At 50.4% G+C, this 19,305-nt stretch carries 26 protein-coding genes; 9 read left to right on the forward strand and 17 right to left on the reverse strand.

From position 1 onward, the window contains the following. The first annotated feature begins 64 nt into the window (after positions 1–64). From ACYVJG_RS05695 to ACYVJG_RS05710, 4 genes are all read left to right on the forward strand, one after another. The gene (locus tag ACYVJG_RS05695; protein ID WP_460430197.1) at positions 65–346 is read left to right on the forward strand and encodes a type II toxin-antitoxin system RelB/DinJ family antitoxin; all 282 of its coding nucleotides are present in this window, start codon (positions 65–67) and stop codon (positions 344–346) included. Continuing rightward, positions 318–647 (forward strand): type II toxin-antitoxin system YafQ family toxin, encoded by a 330-nt coding sequence (locus ACYVJG_RS05700; RefSeq protein ID WP_460430198.1) that lies wholly within the window; start codon positions 318–320, stop codon positions 645–647. The genes ACYVJG_RS05695 and ACYVJG_RS05700 overlap by 29 nt, the downstream gene beginning before the upstream one ends. A gap of 84 nt (positions 648–731) precedes the next feature. Beyond that, positions 732–1,709 (forward strand): tRNA 2-thiocytidine(32) synthetase TtcA, encoded by a 978-nt coding sequence (ttcA, locus tag ACYVJG_RS05705; protein ID WP_460430199.1) that lies wholly within the window; start codon positions 732–734, stop codon positions 1,707–1,709. Then, complete coding sequence (locus ACYVJG_RS05710; protein ID WP_460430200.1) at positions 1,699–2,496, forward strand: spermine/spermidine synthase domain-containing protein; 798 nt, start codon at positions 1,699–1,701, stop codon at positions 2,494–2,496. The genes ttcA and ACYVJG_RS05710 overlap by 11 nt, the downstream gene beginning before the upstream one ends. Before the next feature lie 51 nt (positions 2,497–2,547). Here the strand turns inward: ACYVJG_RS05710 and ACYVJG_RS05715 are convergent, their stop codons facing one another. The 5 genes from ACYVJG_RS05715 to minC are packed head-to-tail and all read right to left on the reverse strand — an operon-like array spanning position 2,548 to position 6,665. Continuing rightward, complete coding sequence (locus tag ACYVJG_RS05715) at positions 2,548–3,657, reverse strand: peptidylprolyl isomerase (RefSeq protein WP_460430201.1); 1,110 nt, start codon at positions 3,655–3,657, stop codon at positions 2,548–2,550. A gap of 15 nt (positions 3,658–3,672) precedes the next feature. Beyond that, complete coding sequence (locus tag ACYVJG_RS05720) at positions 3,673–4,611, reverse strand: LysR substrate-binding domain-containing protein (protein WP_460430202.1); 939 nt, start codon at positions 4,609–4,611, stop codon at positions 3,673–3,675. A gap of 3 nt (positions 4,612–4,614) precedes the next feature. Continuing rightward, positions 4,615–4,896 (reverse strand): cell division topological specificity factor MinE, encoded by a 282-nt coding sequence (gene minE, locus ACYVJG_RS05725; RefSeq protein ID WP_022652478.1) that lies wholly within the window; start codon positions 4,894–4,896, stop codon positions 4,615–4,617. Between the two features lie 7 nt (positions 4,897–4,903). Then, on the reverse strand, positions 4,904–5,713 hold the full coding sequence (minD, locus tag ACYVJG_RS05730; RefSeq protein ID WP_460430203.1) for a septum site-determining protein MinD: 810 nt from the start codon (positions 5,711–5,713) through the stop codon (positions 4,904–4,906). Between the two features lie 28 nt (positions 5,714–5,741). Next, positions 5,742–6,665, reverse strand: coding sequence for a septum site-determining protein MinC (gene minC / locus ACYVJG_RS05735; RefSeq protein WP_460430204.1), 924 nt, complete (start codon positions 6,663–6,665; stop codon positions 5,742–5,744). 269 nt (positions 6,666–6,934) lie between these two features. On the opposite strand from minC, the gene ACYVJG_RS05740 reads away from it, so the two are divergent. Further along, positions 6,935–7,525: a phasin family protein gene (locus ACYVJG_RS05740; protein WP_460430205.1), complete on the forward strand. Its 591-nt coding sequence runs from the start codon at positions 6,935–6,937 to the stop codon at positions 7,523–7,525. An 88-nt stretch (positions 7,526–7,613) separates the two neighbouring features. On the opposite strand, the gene ACYVJG_RS05745 is transcribed toward ACYVJG_RS05740, so the two are convergent. The 11 genes from ACYVJG_RS05745 to hisB all read right to left on the reverse strand — a co-directional run bounded on the left by ACYVJG_RS05745 (position 7,614) and on the right by hisB (position 13,359). Then, positions 7,614–7,979, reverse strand: a complete 366-nt coding sequence (locus ACYVJG_RS05745) for a DUF2069 domain-containing protein (RefSeq protein WP_460430206.1) — start codon at positions 7,977–7,979, stop codon at positions 7,614–7,616. Positions 7,980–7,982: 3 nt separating this feature from the next. After that, positions 7,983–8,729 carry a twin-arginine translocase subunit TatC gene (tatC, locus tag ACYVJG_RS05750; protein WP_460430207.1) on the reverse strand — a complete coding sequence of 249 codons (747 nt, stop codon included), beginning with the start codon at positions 8,727–8,729 and terminating at the stop codon, positions 7,983–7,985. Continuing rightward, positions 8,726–9,079, reverse strand: coding sequence for a Sec-independent protein translocase protein TatB (gene tatB, locus ACYVJG_RS05755; protein ID WP_052165347.1), 354 nt, complete (start codon positions 9,077–9,079; stop codon positions 8,726–8,728). Before tatB ends, tatC begins: the two co-directional genes overlap by 4 nt. Before the next feature lie 8 nt (positions 9,080–9,087). Continuing rightward, positions 9,088–9,324 carry a Sec-independent protein translocase subunit TatA gene (tatA, locus tag ACYVJG_RS05760; RefSeq protein ID WP_022652472.1) on the reverse strand — a complete coding sequence of 79 codons (237 nt, stop codon included), beginning with the start codon at positions 9,322–9,324 and terminating at the stop codon, positions 9,088–9,090. A gap of 21 nt (positions 9,325–9,345) precedes the next feature. Further along, positions 9,346–9,669: a histidine triad nucleotide-binding protein gene (locus ACYVJG_RS05765; protein ID WP_460430208.1), complete on the reverse strand. Its 324-nt coding sequence runs from the start codon at positions 9,667–9,669 to the stop codon at positions 9,346–9,348. Positions 9,670–9,685: 16 nt separating this feature from the next. Then, entirely contained in the window at positions 9,686–10,009 is a 324-nt protein-coding gene (locus ACYVJG_RS05770; protein ID WP_460430209.1) for a phosphoribosyl-ATP diphosphatase, read from the reverse strand. 103 nt (positions 10,010–10,112) lie between these two features. Next, on the reverse strand, positions 10,113–10,511 hold the full coding sequence (gene hisI / locus ACYVJG_RS05775; RefSeq protein ID WP_460430210.1) for a phosphoribosyl-AMP cyclohydrolase: 399 nt from the start codon (positions 10,509–10,511) through the stop codon (positions 10,113–10,115). After that, entirely contained in the window at positions 10,508–11,272 is a 765-nt protein-coding gene (hisF, locus tag ACYVJG_RS05780) for an imidazole glycerol phosphate synthase subunit HisF (RefSeq protein WP_460430211.1), read from the reverse strand. The genes hisI and hisF overlap by 4 nt, the downstream gene beginning before the upstream one ends. A gap of 50 nt (positions 11,273–11,322) precedes the next feature. After that, positions 11,323–12,066 (reverse strand): 1-(5-phosphoribosyl)-5-[(5-phosphoribosylamino)methylideneamino]imidazole-4-carboxamide isomerase, encoded by a 744-nt coding sequence (hisA, locus tag ACYVJG_RS05785; RefSeq protein WP_460430212.1) that lies wholly within the window; start codon positions 12,064–12,066, stop codon positions 11,323–11,325. Positions 12,067–12,127: 61 nt separating this feature from the next. Next, positions 12,128–12,769, reverse strand: coding sequence for an imidazole glycerol phosphate synthase subunit HisH (gene hisH / locus ACYVJG_RS05790; protein ID WP_460430213.1), 642 nt, complete (start codon positions 12,767–12,769; stop codon positions 12,128–12,130). Continuing rightward, positions 12,766–13,359: an imidazoleglycerol-phosphate dehydratase HisB gene (hisB, locus tag ACYVJG_RS05795; RefSeq protein ID WP_460430214.1), complete on the reverse strand. Its 594-nt coding sequence runs from the start codon at positions 13,357–13,359 to the stop codon at positions 12,766–12,768. The genes hisH and hisB overlap by 4 nt, the downstream gene beginning before the upstream one ends. A 163-nt stretch (positions 13,360–13,522) precedes the next feature. On the opposite strand from hisB, the gene hisC reads away from it, so the two are divergent. Beyond that, a complete protein-coding gene (gene hisC, locus ACYVJG_RS05800) occupies positions 13,523–14,584 on the forward strand; it encodes a histidinol-phosphate transaminase (protein ID WP_022652466.1) in 1,062 nt (353 codons plus the stop codon). 149 nt (positions 14,585–14,733) lie between these two features. Here the strand turns inward: hisC and ACYVJG_RS05805 are convergent, their stop codons facing one another. After that, the gene (locus ACYVJG_RS05805) at positions 14,734–15,942 is read right to left on the reverse strand and encodes an MFS transporter (RefSeq protein WP_460430215.1); all 1,209 of its coding nucleotides are present in this window, start codon (positions 15,940–15,942) and stop codon (positions 14,734–14,736) included. A gap of 137 nt (positions 15,943–16,079) precedes the next feature. Between ACYVJG_RS05805 and phoB the strand changes: the two genes are divergently transcribed. The 3 genes from phoB (at position 16,080) to tal (ending at position 19,245) form a co-directional block, all read left to right on the forward strand. After that, positions 16,080–16,769 carry a phosphate regulon transcriptional regulator PhoB gene (gene phoB, locus ACYVJG_RS05810; RefSeq protein ID WP_022652463.1) on the forward strand — a complete coding sequence of 230 codons (690 nt, stop codon included), beginning with the start codon at positions 16,080–16,082 and terminating at the stop codon, positions 16,767–16,769. A gap of 4 nt (positions 16,770–16,773) precedes the next feature. Then, entirely contained in the window at positions 16,774–18,105 is a 1,332-nt protein-coding gene (gene phoR, locus ACYVJG_RS05815; RefSeq protein WP_460430216.1) for a phosphate regulon sensor histidine kinase PhoR, read from the forward strand. A gap of 69 nt (positions 18,106–18,174) precedes the next feature. Next, positions 18,175–19,245 carry a transaldolase gene (tal, locus tag ACYVJG_RS05820; protein ID WP_460430217.1) on the forward strand — a complete coding sequence of 357 codons (1,071 nt, stop codon included), beginning with the start codon at positions 18,175–18,177 and terminating at the stop codon, positions 19,243–19,245. Positions 19,246–19,305 lie beyond the last annotated feature (60 nt).

Genomic DNA, 19,305 nt, shown 5'->3' on the forward strand with positions numbered 1-19,305 from the left:
TACCTTGCGATTGTCCACAATGTGAGATACCTTGTATCTCAATCAGTCGCAATAGGAGGTCATCATGGCTGCTAACACCACTATGGTTCATGTTCGCGTGGACGAGAAAATCAAGGCGCAGGCTGCAGAAACGCTGGCCTCGATGGGTCTGACCCTCTCCGATGCAATCCGTGTTTTTCTGACCCGTGTTGTTGCCGACAAGGAATTGCCCTTCGTGCTCAAGGCACCAAACGCCACCAGTTCTGTCGCCATCGCCGAGGCCAACGAAATTATCAAGAGCCGTCGCGCTCGCTTTGCAACTGCTGATGCTCTGCTGAATGACCTCGAAGAAGCCAGCCGCAAGTAAGCGGGCAAACTTACCTCGCGCGTCGGACTACACCAAGGACTTTCTCAAGGATTGGCAGCGTCTGTCCCACTCTGGCCGCTATGACATGAATCGGCTGAAAGAAGCGATGCTGCTGCTGATTGCCAACGACGGGCCATTGCCGCCTGAATGGCTCGACCACCCGCTAACAGGGGACTGGGCTGGCCATCGCGAGTGTCACATCGGTGGTGACTTCCTGCTGATTTATACACTCGATGACTCGGGCAAAAGCGGTTTGGTCGTTTTCGTGCGTAGCGGGACGCATGCCGACCTGTTCTCATAACCCAACTTCAACCTACGCCGCCAGAGAATCCCTCGGTGCAATCTGCTAAAATCATCGCCTTTTCAGTTTGTTAGGCGATGTCCTATGTCTGTTTCTGTTGCGGTTGAGCTCACCGAAGCCGAGAAAAAAGCACGTTATCAAGCCAATAAATTAACCAAACGTCTGCGTCATCACGTTGGCGATGCGATCAACGATTTCCAAATGATCGAACCCGGCGACAAGGTGATGGTATGCCTGTCGGGTGGTAAAGATAGCTATGCCTTATTAGATATTTTGCTTGGCTTGCAAAAATCGGCGCCAATCGACTTTTCCTTGGTGGCGGTGAATCTTGACCAAAAACAACCTGGTTTTCCCGCCGATGTATTGCCAACCTATTTGGCACAATTAGGTATTGAATATCGCATTATCGAAGAAGATACCTATAGCATCGTCAAAAAATTGGTGCCTGAAGGAAAAACCACGTGTTCTCTGTGCTCGCGCTTACGGCGTGGCATCTTATATCGCGTGGCGGATGAACTGGGCGCAACCAAGATTGCCCTCGGCCATCACCGCGAGGACATTTTAGAAACCCTGTTTCTCAATATGTTCTACGGCGGAAAACTAAAAGCCATGCCGCCTAAGCTCATCAGCGATGATGGCAAACATATTGTGATTCGTCCTTTGGCCTATTGCCGAGAAAAAGACCTTGTTCGCTATGCCGAACAGCGACAATTTCCCATTATTCCTTGCAATCTCTGTGGCTCACAGCCCAATTTGCAACGGCAGGTGGTGAAAGAAATGTTGGCCGATTGGGATAAGCGTTTCCCCGGGCGGATTGAAACCATGTTCCGCAGTTTGCAAAATGTGGTGCCATCTCACCTCGCCGACACAGGGTTGTTTAACTTCCATGATTTACAGCGGACAGGCATGCCGATGGCTGACGGTGATACCGCGTTTGATCGTCAAACTTTCCACGATCCATTGCCACCGCAAGAAGACGATGACGAAACCGCCACCCCATCACCACGGCGAGTATTCAGTATTTTAGATTCCCGTCCAAAAGGGGATGGCTGTGCATCATAAGCCTGTACCGACGGCAAGACGGCGACAGCGTGCTGGGGTGCCGGTTGAGGTATGCGAAAGTGGCGAAGGGCGGGCGTTGTTGTTGGGCACGGATACGGTACAAAGCCTGATGAATGTCGGGCATCCTGCCGAATTGGTGTTGTCCTACACACGGGCGATGATGGGTGGATTGCTGTTTTATCGCCAACCGAAACGGATTCTTCATATCGGTTTGGGTGGGGGTTCTTTACTGCGGTTTTGCTATGAACATCTGCCGGAGAGCGTGCACACGGTGGTTGAACTGCACGCTGAAGTGGTGGCGGCGGCGCGACAGTGGTTTGAGTTACCGGAAGAAGGCGAACGGCTCACCATTCACGTCATGGATGGCGTGGCTTTTATGGCGCAGTGTGAACAGCAGTTTGATCTGATTTTGGTAGATGCTTTTGATGGCGTGGAAATTGTCGCGGACACGGTGCGAGAGCCGTTTCTGCACGATTGCCGCCAAGCCTTGTCGGCTGAGGGGGTGTTGTCGCTGAATTTTTGGCGTAAAGATCCGTTTTTCGAGCGGCGTTTTCAGACGGTAACGCGAGTGTTTGAGGGATGGGCATTTCAACTACCGGCGACAACGCACGGCAATGTGGCCATTCTTGCCATGCGTCCACCGATACCGAGCGTACTGCGGCTAGATCGCTTGGCGACCGAGGCGAATACACTGACAGCGCAATGCAATATCGAGTTTGATGCGTTCGTTTCGCGTTTGAAAGCAGAAAATCCACATACGGCACAACGCCTATTGCCCAGACAATAGCGCATTGGGTGGGCACACAAGCCGTGCCCACCTATCAGAGGGTCGAGAGTCTCAAAGATAGGCCAAACCGCTGTTAGCCAAGCCCACCAAATCAACCGTATTGGCATTGGCTTGTAATGTCGCTGCTGCCGCTAACAAATCGCCTTGTGTGGTTTCGCCACGGTCGAGCATACCCTGATAGAGCGCTTGGGTTGTTGCATCGGGTAAACTGCCGGTGACATTGCGGTAGACCGCTTTGACAAACGACGCATTGTCGCTGCCACCCGCGAGGGATTGGAACAATGGGGTTTGCACTGCCAATGCCGCCACACTCTGCATCGATTTCCCTTGATCGAATAAATCCAATCCAGTGCTCACAATATTTGCTTGCAAAGCATTAAGGCCAAAAGCAGCGTTAATCAGCAAGGCCGTTTTCCCTGCATTGCCATTCAAGTCATAAGCAAATTTGCCATCAGTAAACTCCAGCCGCGATGCCTTTGTCACTGTTTCAGGGCTATAGCTGCCGCCTAGCTTCGTAACGCTGATTGTATTGTTCGAGGTTAACTTCACGCCGTAATCTGTGCGGGCTCCGCTATATTGTGCAATTGCGATGCCGTAGGCATTGCCTTTTAAGGTATGGCTGGTTAGCGTGGGATTGGCTGCTGCTTCGTAGCGTTCTGCACCGTAAATCGAAATCAGATAGGGATAAGGAAAGTCTTGATAGGGCGTGCCGCTGATGGTGACGTTGGCGACTTTGGCTTTTTCGATTTTATCAATGACATCTAGGCCATCAATGACTTTACCAAAGACGGCATAACCTGGCTGAGTGCTGCTTTGATAATTGAGATTGGTGTTGTCGACCGTATTCACAAAAAATTGCGAAGTGGCAGAGTTGGGATCGTTGGTGCGAGCCATGGCCACTGTGCCACGCAGATGGCTAAGGCCAGTGTTGCTTTCCAGTTCAATCGCAGCATCGGTGGTTTTAAATTGTAGCTTTTGATTCATCCCCCCGCCTTGCACCACAAATTGATTGATTACCCGATGAAAGATGGTGCCTGTGTAAAAGTCTTTGTCGACATAACTGAGGAAGTTGTTGACCGTTTTTGGGGCTTGTTCTGGGTACAGCTCCATGATGAATGGGCCGTAACTGGTATTGATTTGAACTTGTGGTTTTGTGCTCATAGCAAAATCAGATGGTTAGCGTACAGAAGGCAGCATGGTAACACCTGCTAATCCACATTGATAAATCGCTTCGGCGAGGGTGGCGATGGCTTTTTGGCGAGGGTATTGCCGGCGGTAGGCCAATACCACGCGCCGAGTCGGGGCGGGTGGGGTAAACGGGATAAGCGATAGCATAGCCTCGTCGCCATTTTGTACCGACGTCAGCGGCAAAACCGTAATCCCCAATCCTCCGGCCACCATGTGGCGAACAGTGGTCAAAGAGCTACCTTGTAAACCATGTTGCCAACTTTCTAACCCGGGTGTGTGTGGCAGCGAGGGTTCGCTGTGGCGATCACATAAGGCCAAAACTTGATCACGGAAACAGTTGCCGTGTGCTAACAGCAAAATGCTTTCTTGTGCCAGCTCTTGCGGTGCAATCTGGGTGCGTTGTGCCCACGGGTGTTGCCGTGGGGTGGCGACAATAAAAGGCTCGTCGTACAGTGGTAGGGTGGCTAAACCCGATTCTTCAAACGGTTCCGCCACAATCGCTGCATCAATTTCACCCAGCTTGAGCATCTCTGTCAGACGCGAGGTGTAATTCTCTTCCAGATACAGCGGCATTTCTGGCGTGGTCTGTTGTAATGCTGGAATCAATCTGGGTAAGAGATAGGGGCTGATGGTGAAAATAATGCCTAAGCGCAGCGGCCCTGCCAGCTGATTTTGTTGGCTGCTAGCAAGTAAGCGTAGGCGTTCAACCTGTTCTAACACCAGCTGCGCTTGTTGAATAATGGGCTCACCTTGCGGCGTGATGGTGATTTCTGTGCCACGCTCAAATAGCGAAATGCCGAGTTCTTCTTCAAATTTTTTAACGGCAATAGACAGAGTTGGCTGACTGACAAAACAACGTGTAGCAGCACGGCCAAAATGGCGTTCACGGGCGACTGCAACGATATAGCGCAGCTCGGTTAGGGTCATGATTTATTTTTCTGGCAAGATGATATTGACCTCGAGCACTTCAAATTTGTTTTGCCGCTCGAATTGAACTTTGATGTCTTCTTGCGAGATGCGGATATATTTAGAGATCACCTGCATCAGTTCAGCTTGTAAAGCGGGGAGATAGTCGGGGGCAGCTTCATTATTATCGCCACGTTCGTGTGCCAAGATAATTTGTAAGCGTTCACGTGCCACGGCGGCGCTGCCCACGCTGCGCACAGGTGGGCTTGGTTCGGTACGACCAAAGATTTTTTCAATCAGGGACATAGCTGTTTTAGCCTCCAAACAGGCGCTTGAGTAGGCCAACCTTTTGCACATCTAAGAATCGATGAGGACGGTCTTCACCTAAGAAACGGGCGACGACGTCTTTATAGGCATCAGAAGCATCTGCACCATTGACATGAATCACCGGTGTCCCTGAGTTAGAGGCCTGTAATACGGCCTGAGATTCTGGAACCACACCAATGAACGGAATGCGCAGAATTTCTTTCACATCATTCACCGATAGCATCTCACCTTTTTCTACCCGTTCTGGTGCATAGCGCGTAACCAGTAGATGTTCTCGAATCGGTTCGAGACTTTCGATTGCACGACGTGACTTGGAAGCGAGCAGGCCGAGGATACGGTCAGAATCACGCACAGAGGCGACTTCTGGGTTGGTCACCACAATCGCCTCATCGGCAAAATACAGTGCAGTCAGCGCGCCTTTTTCAATGCCTGCTGGCGAATCACAAACAATGTATTCAAAGTCTTTTGCTAATTCATTGATGACCCGTTCAACCCCTTCGAGGGTTAACGCATCTTTGTCCCGTGTTTGAGAGGCGGGCAAGATGTAAAGATTGTCGCAATGCTTATCTTTAATCAGTGATTGGTTTAAAGAAGATTCATTGTTAATGACGTTGATGATGTCGTAAACGACACGCCGTTCACAGCCCATAATCAAGTCAAGGTTCCGCAAACCGACATCAAAGTCGATGACGACGGTTTTGTGGCCACGTAAAGCCAAACCGGCAGCAAAGCTGGCGCTGGTGGTGGTTTTTCCCACGCCACCTTTACCAGAGGTAATCACAATGATTCTTGCCACAGTACTATCCTTATCAAACTGGTGTGGTTCAGGTTAATGGTGCAATTACCAAACGCTCGGCATCCAGATACACCTGAACGCTGTGCCCCTTGAGACTGACCGGGGGCTCGGTATCGAAAGTACGGTAGAAGCCAGCAATCGAAATCAGTTCTGGCTCAAAGCGATGCACAAAAATTCGTGCTGACATATCGCCATGTGCCCCTGCGAGTGCTCGACCTCGTAGCGGTGCGTAAATATGGATGTTGCCATCTGCAATCACTTCGGCACCACCGCTGATGGTTGCTAAAACAATAAGGTCACCACCTTTAGCATAGATTTGTTGGCCAGTTCGCACTGGCTTATCAATGATTAAAGTTTTGTGCCGTGTAGGTAAAGCGGGTTTATCCACTATTGTTTCAGCAGCGGCTATCGGATGCTGTTCGATAACGGTTGCTGGCTGCTCTGTGGAAGCAGAAACTTCCTCTTCAGTTGCGGCAACGACAGCCGCAGTTTCCCCCGTGATTGCTGGGATGTCCGCCTCTGGCGCAGGCGCAGCGATGGCATCGGGAATGGCTTCTGCCGTCGCTGCTAATAAGCGAGTGCTTTCAATCACCGGTGGCATCCACCCTAAACCTGCTGCCGCCGCAATATCTGCGAGGCTTGGATCAGGATGGCGGATGCTAATCGCTTGTAAGCCAAAGCGTGCGGTCAATTCACGCAAGGCTAATAGTTCATCCACACTGGTGTTGACCTCAAGGGTGGCCAAATCAAGCAGTGTGGGTTCGTGGAGAAGTTGACCCGCACGTTTTGCCAGACGAACGGAGAAGGCCTGTTCTAGCCGGGCAAGGTCTAGCGTGTAGAGATGCAGCGCAAGTGCATCAATACTGGCAGACTTGATGTCAAACGGGGATTTATAAGGTGACATGGTCGCATGAACTGCGATTGAATTAAACAATAGTCGCAGTTTACTCATTATTGCGCGCTCTCTTCAACACGATTTGCGTTTGTATTCAAACGAAGATTTGCAAAAAGAAAAATATCGTGACAATTTAAAGACTTGCCACTTTTGTGCAACGCAATAAAAACTTGACCAAATCTGTTTTAACGTTTATTCTTGAACCATGTTGCAGTGCAGCATAGAGTGAAGCTGTCAAACAAAGGCAGTCTTTCCTCTCTTAATAGAGCTGCCTGAGCTGCGATCTTTTATTCAGGCCTTTTTTTCAAGACACAAAGGAAGACATCATGTTGAACACTAACTCTCTCGCAAATGCACACGAACAACTGGCTAGCCTCGGTCAAGCGAATGTAGAGAAGGCAATGCGCCTGTCGAACATCGTTCTGTCCACCGCTGAGCGTTTTGCTTCGCTGAACATGGAATTGGGCAAAAAAATCCTCGACCAAAACGTTGAGACGGTTAAAGCCCTGACCGAAGCCAAAGACCCGAAAAAACTGGCAGAAATCTCCACCAGCTTGGCACAACCTGCTGTGGATAACTCGCTGAACGCCGCACGTAGCCTGTACGACGCTGCTGTGTTGACCCAAAACGAAGTGCAATCTTTTGTTGAAGAACAACTGTTGGAATTCAACAAACAACTGTGCGCTAACTTGGACAAAATCGCTAAAACCAATCCAGCCGGTGAGCCAGCCATCAACGCCATCAAAAACGTGTTGACCTCGGCAACTGCTGCTTACGACAGCGTGGCAAAAACTGCGAAAAAAGTGAGCACCGAATTGGCTGAAGCGGGTGTTGCTGCTGCAGCAAATTCCGCTAAAGCGGCTGGCGAAGTGGTGTCGCAAGCCACTAAACAGGCTGCCCCTGCTGCTAAGAAATAATCGCTGACTCGCCACTGGTGAGTGAACGATCATAAAAAAGCGCCCCCGTTATGGGTGGCGCTTTTTTGTCGTATAAAAGAGACAGTGTTTAAGAAAGCGTTCGGCGGGGTTGGCTGTGACGGGTGGCTTTGGCGTAATAAATGGCGGTAACAAAAAACACTGTACACCACACAATCTCTCCCCAAGCCATTAAACGCGAAGTCGGATCGATATCTGACCAAGCACGCATCACGCCCTCACCAAAGAAGAACAAGATAAACATGCTCGCCCATTGGTAGGTGTAGCGTTTACCGGCTAATACACCTCGCAGAGGCAGCAATAAAATCACTGCTTTCAATGCTAACAACGAACCTCCCGGGCGTAGTGGGGCAAGCCAAAGCTCCCATGCCAGCGTCCACAGAATTAAACCAATCAGGCTTGTTGCTGCTAGCCATAGCAAGTGTCGTTCTGACATCGCTTACCTTTCCTCGTGCTCAGTCGCGGTGGCGGGCTTGCCTAACCAACCGGCCATCACAATCCCAAATTCGTATAACAACCACAGGGGTACCGCGAGCATGATTTGTGACAACACATCCGGTGGTGTCACGATGGCGGCAATCACAAATGCGCCGACAATCACATAGGGCCGTGCTTGTTTGAGCTGTTCGAGGCTGACAATGCCGAGCTTGCTCAACACAATCACCACCACTGGCACTTCAAAAGTCACACCAAAAGCGAAGAACATGCCGAGCACAAACGAAAGATATTTATCAATATCCGTCATCATCGAGACTCCATCGGGAGTCACCGAGCTCATAAAGCCAAACACCACTGGAAAAACCAGAAAATAAGCGAAGGCCATGCCGACGAGAAACAACACAAATGAAGATACGATTAACGGCAAAGCCAATCGTTTTTCGTGTTGATACAAGCCGGGTGCAACAAAAGCCCAAGCTTGATACAAGCTATGCGGTAGCGAAACCAAGAACGCCACCATCATGGTGACCTTCATCGGAACGAAGAATGGCGTGGTAACATCGGTTGCAATCATCTGGGCCCCTGCGGGTAGAACTTCCATCATCGGCAATGCCAATAACCGATAAATATCACCAGCCCAGTGAAATAAACCAAGAAAAACCAAAATGATGCCCAGCAGCGCACGAATCAGACGGGTACGCAATTCGATGAGGTGGGCGATCAGAGGCTGTTGCGAGGGATCGCTCATTTTTTACTGTCAGAAGAAACCGAAGGAGGAGAGGGGTCGGTGTGATTAGGAGATGGGGTGGTGCGTAGGCTATCGCGGACGTCTTGCAACGGCTGGCTAATGTCATCGCTGTGTTTACGCACGCTGTCTTCAAACTGTCGTGCGGCATCGGTCACATCGGCTTGTAGCTGTTTTAGCTCGCTGACATTGACCTCACGTTGAATATCGGTTTTTACCGAATGCACAAAGCGTTGTGCCCGACCAATTAACGCCCCCACTGTCCGTGCAACCTTGGGCAGTCGCTCGGGGCCAATGACCACCAAAGCGACAATCCCAATCACAATCAATTCGCCGAAGCTGATCTCAAACACGATAAGGCTTACTTTTTATCTTGAGTCGGTTCGACATCAATCACGCGGCCACCTTCTTTGTTGGCTGTGGTGTTTGCCGTAGGGGTATCGGTTGCTGCTTTGTTCTCCTCTGAGTTCATTCCCTCTTTGAAGCCTTTGACTGCGCCGCCTAGGTCTTGGCCGATATTACGCAATTTTTTGGTACCAAAAATCAGCACCACTACCAGCAACACCACCAGCCAGTGCCAAATGCTAAAAGAACCCATGAGTGACTACCTTTTCAAAACTTAGCCAGGATGGCCAAAAACGTGAATGTGTAAATGGAAGACTTCCTGTCCACCACCGCGTCCGGTGTTGATGGCTGTCTTAAAGCCATTTTTCAAGCCCTGTTCAGCCGCCAAACGTGGCGCAAGGCCTAATAGTTTACCCAATAGCGCTTCATCGTCTGCCGTGGCGTGGGCCAAAGAGTCGATATGCTGTTTTGGGATAATTAAAAAATGCACAGGGGCAATCGGGTTGATGTCGTGAAAGGCCAGCACGTCCTCATCTTCATACACGATTTTAGATGGGATCGTGCCTGCCGCGATCTTACAGAACAGGCAAGCACTCATCACATTTCCTTCTTGATTATTGCTGACGTGATGCTTTTTCGTCGTGACCGGAAATCCCCTCACGGCGATGCAATTCGTCTAACACATGCTCAGGGCGCAGCCCGTGGTGAGTTAACAGAACCATGGTGTGGAACCACAAATCGGCCACTTCGCGCACCAAATGCAAGCGATCACCGTCTTTCGAAGCCATCAGCGTTTCTGCCGCTTCTTCTGCCACTTTTTTCAAGATGGTGTCTTGCCCTTGATGTAACAGACTCGACACATAAGACGAGGCCGGATCAGCACCCTTGCGGCTTTCTAAGGTGTCGGCGATGTGATACAGCACTTCAGCGTGAATCATGCTAACTCTCCAATTTCTAAGGGACAAAACAATAACAGACAAGTTCAGTCGGCATCACGCTTGAGCTTACACGCTTGAGGTGAAAGCGGCGTGAAAAGGCGTATTAGTGGCCGTGACCGTGGGCATAAATTTGGCTGGGGTCTTTTTTCACCTCGTCGGTGATTTCCCATGCGCCATTGCGCAATACACGGAAGAAACAACTTTCACGCCCAGTATGACAGGCAATGCCACCTTCTTGATCGATTGAATAAATGATCACATCACCATCGCAATCTAAGCGAATCTCGCGCACGTGTTGGAAATGGCCGGATTCTTCGCCTTTGTGCCACAGTTTTTGCCGGCTGCGCGTCCAATAGTGGGCGGTACCTTTTTCTGCTGTTAATGCCACGGCTTCGCGGTTGGCATAGGCAAACATCAAAATGCGTTGGCTGTTGGCATCTTGGGCGATGACTGGGACTAAACCTTGGTTATCCCAGCGGATTTCCTCTAACCATGTGCTCATAAGCGAACCTCGATACCGGCTTGTTGCATGGCGCGTTTGGCTTCTTCTACTGTGTGTTCACCGAAGTGGAAAATACTGGCGGCTAATACTGCATCCGCATGACCATGTAGCACGCCATCAACCAAATGTTGCACATTACCCACGCCACCGGAGGCAATCACTGGAATATCGACTGCATCACTGACCGCACGGGTTAATGGCAGGTTAAAACCAATTTTGGTGCCGTCCCGATCCATACTGGTCAATAAAATCTCACCCGCACCAAGTGCCTGCATTTTCTGTGCCCACTCTACCGCATCCAGTCCGGTTGCTTTACGACCTCCGTGGGTGAACACTTCCCAGCGGTCGTTGGCTGGCGAAACGGCTTTGGCATCAATTGCCACCACAATTGCTTGTGAGCCAAAACGGTCGGCGGCATCTTTGACCAACTGAGGGTTGAGCACAGCAGAGGTATTGATACTGACTTTATCGGCACCCGCGTTGAGCAAGCGGCGGACATCAGCCACTTCACGCACGCCACCACCGACGGTAAGGGGAATAAAAACCTGCGAAGCAACGGCTTCAATAATATGCAAGATAATATCGCGGGCATCACTAGATGCCGTGATATCAAGGAACGTCAGTTCATCTGCGCCCTGCTCATCGTAACGACGGGCAATTTCCACCGGATCACCGGCATCACGCAGGCCTAAGAAATTCACACCTTTGACCACACGACCAGCAGTTACGTCAAGGCAGGGGATGATGCGTTTAGCAAGCATGGCGATTTCTTTAACCGGGCAACGCTTGGACGTTGCCCACATGAACAAAATTAAGCGTCAGACAATTCGTCAGCGAGGGTTTGGGCAGCTTGGAAATCGACAGTGCCTTCATAAATAGCACGACCTGTAATGGCCCCTTCGATGCCTTCGCTTTCGACCGCACACAAGGCTTTGACATCGTCGAGGTTGGTCAGGCCACCAGAGGCAATCACCGGAATCGTCAAGGCTTGTGCCAGTTTGACCGTGGCTTCGATATTGACGCCAGACAACATACCATCGCGGCCAATGTCGGTATAAATCACGGACACCACACCATAATCTTGGAAGCGGCGTGCCATGTCGATCACATTATGTTGGGTCACTTTTGCCCAACCATCTGTGGCAACCATGCCATCTTTGGCATCCAAACCAACAATCACTTGGCCGGGGAAAGCATCACAGGCATCGTGCAAAAAGCCAGGATTTTTTACCGCTGCCGTGCCGATGATCACGTATTTCAGACCGAGGTCGAGATAGCGGTCAATGGTGTCCAAATCGCGGATACCGCCGCCCAACTGGACCGGCATATCGTTGCCCACTTCGCCCAGAATGTCGCGGATCACCGAGAAATTTTTGGGTTTGCCGGCAAACGCGCCATTCAGATCTACCAGATGCAGGCGGCGGGCGCCTTGGTCACGCCAGTGAATGGCGACTTTGACCGGATCATCCGAGAAAATAGTGGCATCGTTCATTTCGCCTTGGCGCAAGCGCACGCATTGGCCGTCTTTCAAATCGATCGCAGGGATGAGTAGCATGATGCGTTGTAGGGTATCGGGTTAACAGAGAAGATTGATTACAAAGGGGAGTTCGCCTGCATTACGCAACGCCATCCCAAGCCAAAAAGTTTTCCATCATTTTTAAGCCCGCATGGTGGCTTTTTTCGGTGTGAAACTGTGTTGCAAACACGTTGTCTCGGCCAATGATGCACGAAAAACGCTGTGGGTATTCACTTTCTGCCAGTGTTAAGGCTGTTTCTTGCGGTTGAAAGTAATAGCTGTGAACAAAGTAAAAACGCTCGCCATCGGCAATACCCGCAAACAGTGGGTGGGCGCGGTTTTGATAGACCCGATTCCAACCCATGTGAGGCACTTTCAAACGCTGACCCTGTGCATCAACCAATCCACTGGCAAACCGTACCACATCACCAGCAAAAACACCCAAACCGGCGGTATCACCTTCTTCGCTATGGTCGAGTAGCAACTGAGCCCCAACACAAATGCCAAAGAAGGGTTTGGTGCGTGTGGTTTCTAACACCGCCTCGGCAAGGCCATAGCTACGCAATTCACGCATACAGTCTGGCATCGCACCTTGACCAGGGAAAATTACCTTGTCGGCAGCGACCACTGCATCAGGATCGCGGGTCAGAAAGACATCCGCACCACCGTGGTTAACCGCTTCGACCGATTTCAGCACTGAGTGTAGATTACCCATGCCGTAGTCTATGATTGCGACTTTCATGCCGTTAGCGTTCCTTTAGTGGAAGGCGTCACGCCAACCATCCGGTCGTCGTACTCACAGGCCATGCGTAAAGCGCGACCAAAGGCTTTGAAGACAGTTTCGGCTTGATGATGGCTGTTTTCACCGCGCAGATTGTCAATGTGCAGGGTCACCATGCTGTGATTGACGAAACCATGAAAGAACTCGCTAAACAAATCGACGTCGAACTGACCGATGCTAGCGCGGGTAAAGGGAAGGTTGTAAGTCAAACCTGGACGACCAGATAGATCAATCACCACCCGTGATAAGGCCTCATCGAGGGGGACATAGGCGTGGCCATAGCGGCGAATGCCCTTTTTATCACCAATGGCTTTCGCAAAGGCTTGCCCTAAGGTGATACCAATGTCTTCCACCGTGTGGTGGGCATCAATATGCAAGTCACCCTTGGCCACAATATCGAGATCAATCAAACCGTGACGGCTAATTTGATCCATCATGTGATCAAGAAAAGGAACGCCCGTCTCGAAATGAGAACAGCCTGTCCCATCTAAATTGATGCGAACAGTGATTTGCGTTTCGAGTGTATTTCGTGTGATTTCGGCTTGCCGCATGGCGATTTCATCTTAGGGATAAAAGGTTCTCGAGCAGGCACAAACACCTGTTGCCTGCATGATACCATTCCTGTTTGCCAAGTATGCACCTTGTATCGTTATCCTGCGCCGCTTTTGCTGATTTTTCGCAAAAACTGTGGCCGTTGTTAAGAAAGTTCAGCCCATGAGTCAATATTGGAGTGCTGTGGTTCACAGCCTAAAACCCTATACCCCTGGTGAACAGCCAAAATTACACAACCTCATCAAACTCAATACCAATGAGAACCCCTATGGCCCATCGCCCAAGGCCTTAGCCGCTATTCGCGCAGCGACAGATGACAGCCTGCGCCTCTATCCCGATCCGAATGGCGATGTGCTGAAAGATGCGGTGGCGGCACGGCATGGTTTGACACGACAACATGTTTTTGTCGGCAACAGTTCAGATGAAGTGTTGGCGCATGTTTTCATGGCACTGTTGAAACAGGATAAGCCGTTGCTCTTTCCCGATATTACTTACAGTTTTTATCCGGTTTACTGCGGTTTGTATGGAATTGACTACCGTTTGGTGCCATTGGATGAGCAATTTGCAATTCAGGTAGCTGATTATCAGCAAGAAAACGGGGCAATTATTTTCCCCAATCCCAATGCGCCAACGGGACGGTATTTGCCCTTGGCCGAGATTGAACAATTATTGCAAGCCCATCCACAATCGGTGATTGTGGTGGACGAGGCTTATGTCGATTTTGGCGGTGAGACAGCGATTGCATTGGTGTCGCGGTATCCAAATTTATTGGTTACCCAAACCTTATCAAAATCGCGTTCTTTGGCGGGGTTGCGTGTGGGCTTTGCTGTCGGTCATCCAGATTTGATTGCTGGCTTAGAGCGAGTGAAAAACAGTTTCAACTCCTATCCTCTTGACCGTTTAGCGTTGGCAGGTGCAAGTGCAGCGTTGGAAGACGAGGCCTATTTTCAACAAACCTGCGCGGCAGTCATCGCTACACGCGAGGCATTGACGGCAGAACTCACTGCATTGGGGTTTGAGGTATTGCCGTCGTTGGCGAATTTTGTGTTTGCTCGTCATCCCCAACACGATGCGGCGACATTGGCCGCACAGCTGCGCCAACATGCCATTATTGTTCGCCACTTTAATGCACCGCGTATTGACCAATTCTTACGTATCTCGATTGGTACCGAGCAAGAAATCGCCACACTATGTGCAGTGTTAAAACAGTTATTAGCAAAATAAGCGACACACCGCCCCAGCTCGGGGCGGTACAGTGGCTGGGTGTTAACACAACATACTTTGTCCATATTCAAGGATAAAACTGGGTTGAAGGTAGGCGATAAAGGCCAGTGCTAATATCACCATCAACACCCAATACCAGAGCCATGATTTCATGTTGAGTGAGCCGGTGTGAGGGAATGTTGTTTAATCGGAAGACACAATGCTGCTGCCGTAACACCCAGCGCCATCGAGCCGTACCAAATCCAATCATAGCTGCCGGTGGTGTCAAACACACGGCCACCCATCCACACGCCAATAAAACTGCCTACTTGATGGGCACAAAACACAATCCCGCCCAGTGTTGCCATATATTGCACCCCAAAAATTTGTGCAATCAGCCCATTGGTGAGTGGAACGGTGGCTAACCATAAAAACCCCATGGCTCCGGCAAAGAACATGGCGCTGGCGGGTGACAAAGGGGTGTTGATAAACCATACCACCAATAGCACACGGCCAAAGTAAATCACTGCCAACAGATGTTTTTTGCTATGCACGCCCCCCCATTGCCCAAATAAATAGGTACCGGCAATATTAAATAAGCCAATTAACGCCAGACACAGCGTGCCCAACTCTGCTGATTGGCCGGCATCGGCCAGATAGGCCGGTAAATGGGTACCGATAAACGTCACCTGAAAGCCACAGACAAAATAACTGAACCCCAACAGTAAGAAACTGGGATTGCTAAACGCCTGTTGCAGGGCTTGCCGTAAGCCTTGTCCTGAATGGCTGATATGTTTGGGTGGGCTGGGGGCGACCAAAGGCCGTGATGCAGGCAGAATCAAGGCAATCAGTAAGGCACTACACAACAAGGCCAAACTCCAGCCCAATTGTGAAATTAGGCTTTGTGCCAGTGGTAACATTAAAAACTGTCCAATTGATCCGGCGGCGCTGACCAAGCCTAATGCTTTGCTGCGTCCTTCTGCTGGCACCACACGACCAATGACACCAAATACCACGCTATAAGTCGTACCTGACAGACCCAAACCGACTAACACCCCTGCCCCAACATCGAAGCCTAGCGGGGTAGCCGCGCCAGCCATCAGCACTAAACCCACTAAATACAGCAGTGCCCCAACAATTAACACCCGCCGTGCGCCCCAGACATCGGCGATCATGCCGGTAAAGGGTTGTGCCGCACCCCACAAGAGATTTTGCAAGGCGATGGCAAAAGCAAATTGTTCTCGCCCCCAGCCAAGGTCGAGCGTCATCGGGGATAAGTACAAACCAAATGAATGGCGAATCCCCATTGAAAGGGTCACGATCAGCCCACTGAATAACAGAATGCGCTTGATGACACGGGGATCGGTAGACGTTTGCATGCTAAATAGCTCGAATCAAAGCACTCCATATTACTTCTTTTTGCAAAGTAAAAAAAATCGCTGCCAGACTTTTCATCTTTTTGTAACGAAGCGTTTTTATGCTTGCCACAATATTTTCATTGCCAAGGACGCTGTTCATGCCTGCTAACATCCTGCTCGTCGAAGACGAGCCTGCTATTCAAGAGCTGATTGCCTTTAATTTGGTTCAAGCTGGACATCATGTCTTGCGCGCAGCTTCGGCTGAAAATGCGTGGACATTGGTGCGTAATGCTTTGCCCGATTTGGTGTTATTAGACTGGATGTTACCGGGGGCGTCTGGGATTGAATTTGCCAAGAAATTGCGTGCAGATGAACGCACACGCGGCATTCCGATCATTATGTTAACCGCCCGTTCCGAAGAGCAAGACAAGGTGATTGGCCTCGAAACGGGTGCGGATGACTACATCACCAAACCTTTTAGCCCGCGTGAGCTGCAAGCACGGATTAAAGCGGTGTTGCGCCGCCGTGCGCCACAAATGACGGATGATGCAGTCGAAGTGTTGGGCTTGCGGCTTGACCCTGCCACCCATCGCGTTTCCGCACACGACCAACCGGTTGAGTTGGGCCCGACTGAATTCCGCTTATTGCATTTCTTTATGACCCATCCCGAGCGTGTGCATTCGCGAACCCAGCTATTAGATCAAGTCTGGGGTGACCATGTATTCGTCGAAGAAAGAACGGTGGATGTTCATATCCGCCGCTTACGTTGTGCATTGGAGCCGTCTGGTCATGCTGCTTTAATCCAGACTGTGCGCGGCACTGGCTATCGTTTCTCTCCACAGGTGTAGCGGCGTGAATGCATTCTTTTGGCGATGTCTCAAAGGATTTTTCCTACTAGCTGTAGTCTCTCTCCTTGTTGCATGGGCCACCGAGAATGAATATGGGTTGGTGGTACTGAGCACCGGGCTACTGTTATGGCTATTGTTCCATCTGTGGCATTTACGGGCGCTATTGCAGTGGCTGCACGACCCGCAGCCTGACAAAATTCCCGATGGTTATGGGAATTGGGATCAGGTCTTTTCATTGTTATATCGCCAAAGCCGCCAACAAAGTTTGTCGCAAAAGAAACTGGCCAATGTATTAGAACGCTTTATCAATGCCGGTGAGGCCATGCCTGATGGGGTGGTGGTGTTGGATGAGCTGGATCGGATTGAATGGTTCAATCCGATGGCCGTCGAACATTTTTCACTCAATCGCAAGCAAGATATTGGTTCACAAATTGCCAATCTTGTTCGCCAACCGGGTTTTCATGCCTATCTCACCGAACAGCAATACAGCCAACCACAAATCCTGCGCCAAATGCGCTCGGGGGGAGAGTTGGTATTGTCGGTGCAGTTGGTGCCTTTCGATTCCACCCGTAAATTGCTGTTATCAAGAGACATTACTCAATTAGAGCGGGTGCAAACCGTTCACCGCGATTTTGTCGCCAATGTTTCCCACGAATTGCGTACCCCACTGACAGTGGTAGGTGGGTTCTTAGAAACCCTGTCTGATATGCCTGATGTCGATAGCCAGACCTTGCGTCAATTTTTGCCGATGATGATGGAGCAGGCAAAACGTATGCAAAATTTGGTGGAAGACTTGCTGACGCTATCACGCTTAGAAAGCAACCCAATTTCATCGGCGCATGATGTGGTGGAAATGGAAGATATGCTGCGTACGTTGCTGATCGAAGCCGAAGGGCTATCACAAGGCCGGCATCAGGTGGTATTGGCTGAAGTGGCCATCATGAATCTGTCTGGTGAACCCTCTGAATTACACAGTGCGTTTGGTAACTTGGTGTCAAATGCGGTGCGTTATACCCCAGAAGGCGGCACGATTACCTTGCGTTGGCGGGTCGACGGCAAGGGTACTGATCATGAACGGGCGGTGTTCAGTGTCACCGATACGGGGATTGGTATTGCACGTGAACATATCCCGCGTTTAACCGAGCGTTTTTACCGTGTTGATCGTGGCCGTTCGCGTGGAACCGGTGGCACGGGGCTTGGGCTTGCCATTGTTAAACATGTGTTGGCACGACATCATGCGCGGTTAGAAGTGGACAGTGAATTAGAGCGCGGCAGCACATTCAGCGTGGTATTCCCAAGCGATCGTCTCATCCATGTTGATGACAGTGAGCATTGAGGCAATGGCTCAGCCGCGCTAGGATGTGGGCTGGATACAACAAAACAAAAAATCGATGGAGTAGCTATTGTGAACTCTCGCTTACAAGCAGTCCGTGCATTTGGACAAGGGATTTGGCTCGACAATTTATCGCGCGAGTTGTGGCAGTCGGGTGCATTAAAACAGTGGATTGAACAAGATGGAATTGCGGGGGTCACTTCCAACCCTGCTATTTTTCACAAGGCAATTGCCAACGATGCCCTTTATCAAAATGATTTAGCTGCGTTGAAAGCCGACCCTAATTTGTCAGCAGAAGCGCGTTATGAAGCATTGGTCTTGCCAGATATTCAAGCGACTTGCGATATTTTGTTGCCTCGCTATCGCGAAACACACGGGGAAGAGGGCTATGTCAGCCTCGAAGTGTCACCGGCTTTAGCCCATGATGTCGAAGGTACATTGGCTGCTGCCCGCCGCTTGTGGCAGGCGATTGAGCGGCCAAATGCCATGATTAAAATTCCTGCTACTGCTGCTGGTATTGCTGCCCTGCGGCATCTAATCCGCGAAGGTATCAATGTCAACATCACCTTATTGTTCTCTGCTGCACAAGTTGAAGCAACATGGGATGCGTATGTGCAAGGGTTAAATGAGCGTGAGCAAGACGGTCATACCTTACATCAAGTCAAAGCGGTGGCCAGTTTCTTCTTATCCCGTATTGATAGCCGTCTCGACCCTCGCCTACCGGCTGAATTACAGGGTAAAACTGCGCTGGCCTTAGCGCGCTCGGTATATCAGCGTTATCGTGAGCGTTTTCATGGAATGGAATTTGCGGCATTGAAAGCGCAAGGGGCGCGTCCGCAATATCTGTTATGGGCCAGCACTGGCACGAAAAATCCGGCTTATTCTGATGTGTTATATGTGGAGCAGTTGATTGGTGCTGAAACCATTAATACGGTGCCGGATGCCACTTTGTTGGCGTTCCGTGACCACGGCCAAGCCGCAGCCACCCTCGACAGTGACCGTAGCGGCAGCCAACAACACCTCGCCGCCCTTGCTGCACTCGGTATCGACCTCGATCAAGAAGGCGAAATCCTACAACAAGAAGGCCTCGTGTTATTTGAACACGCCTTCGTCGCCTTATTAGCATTAACGGCAGTAAATTAGTCTATTGGGCTATCCTAGGGGCGAATGGATATATTTGCCCCTAAGCATCGACTGTCTGCG

Source organism: Aquaspirillum soli (genome assembly GCF_054781915.1).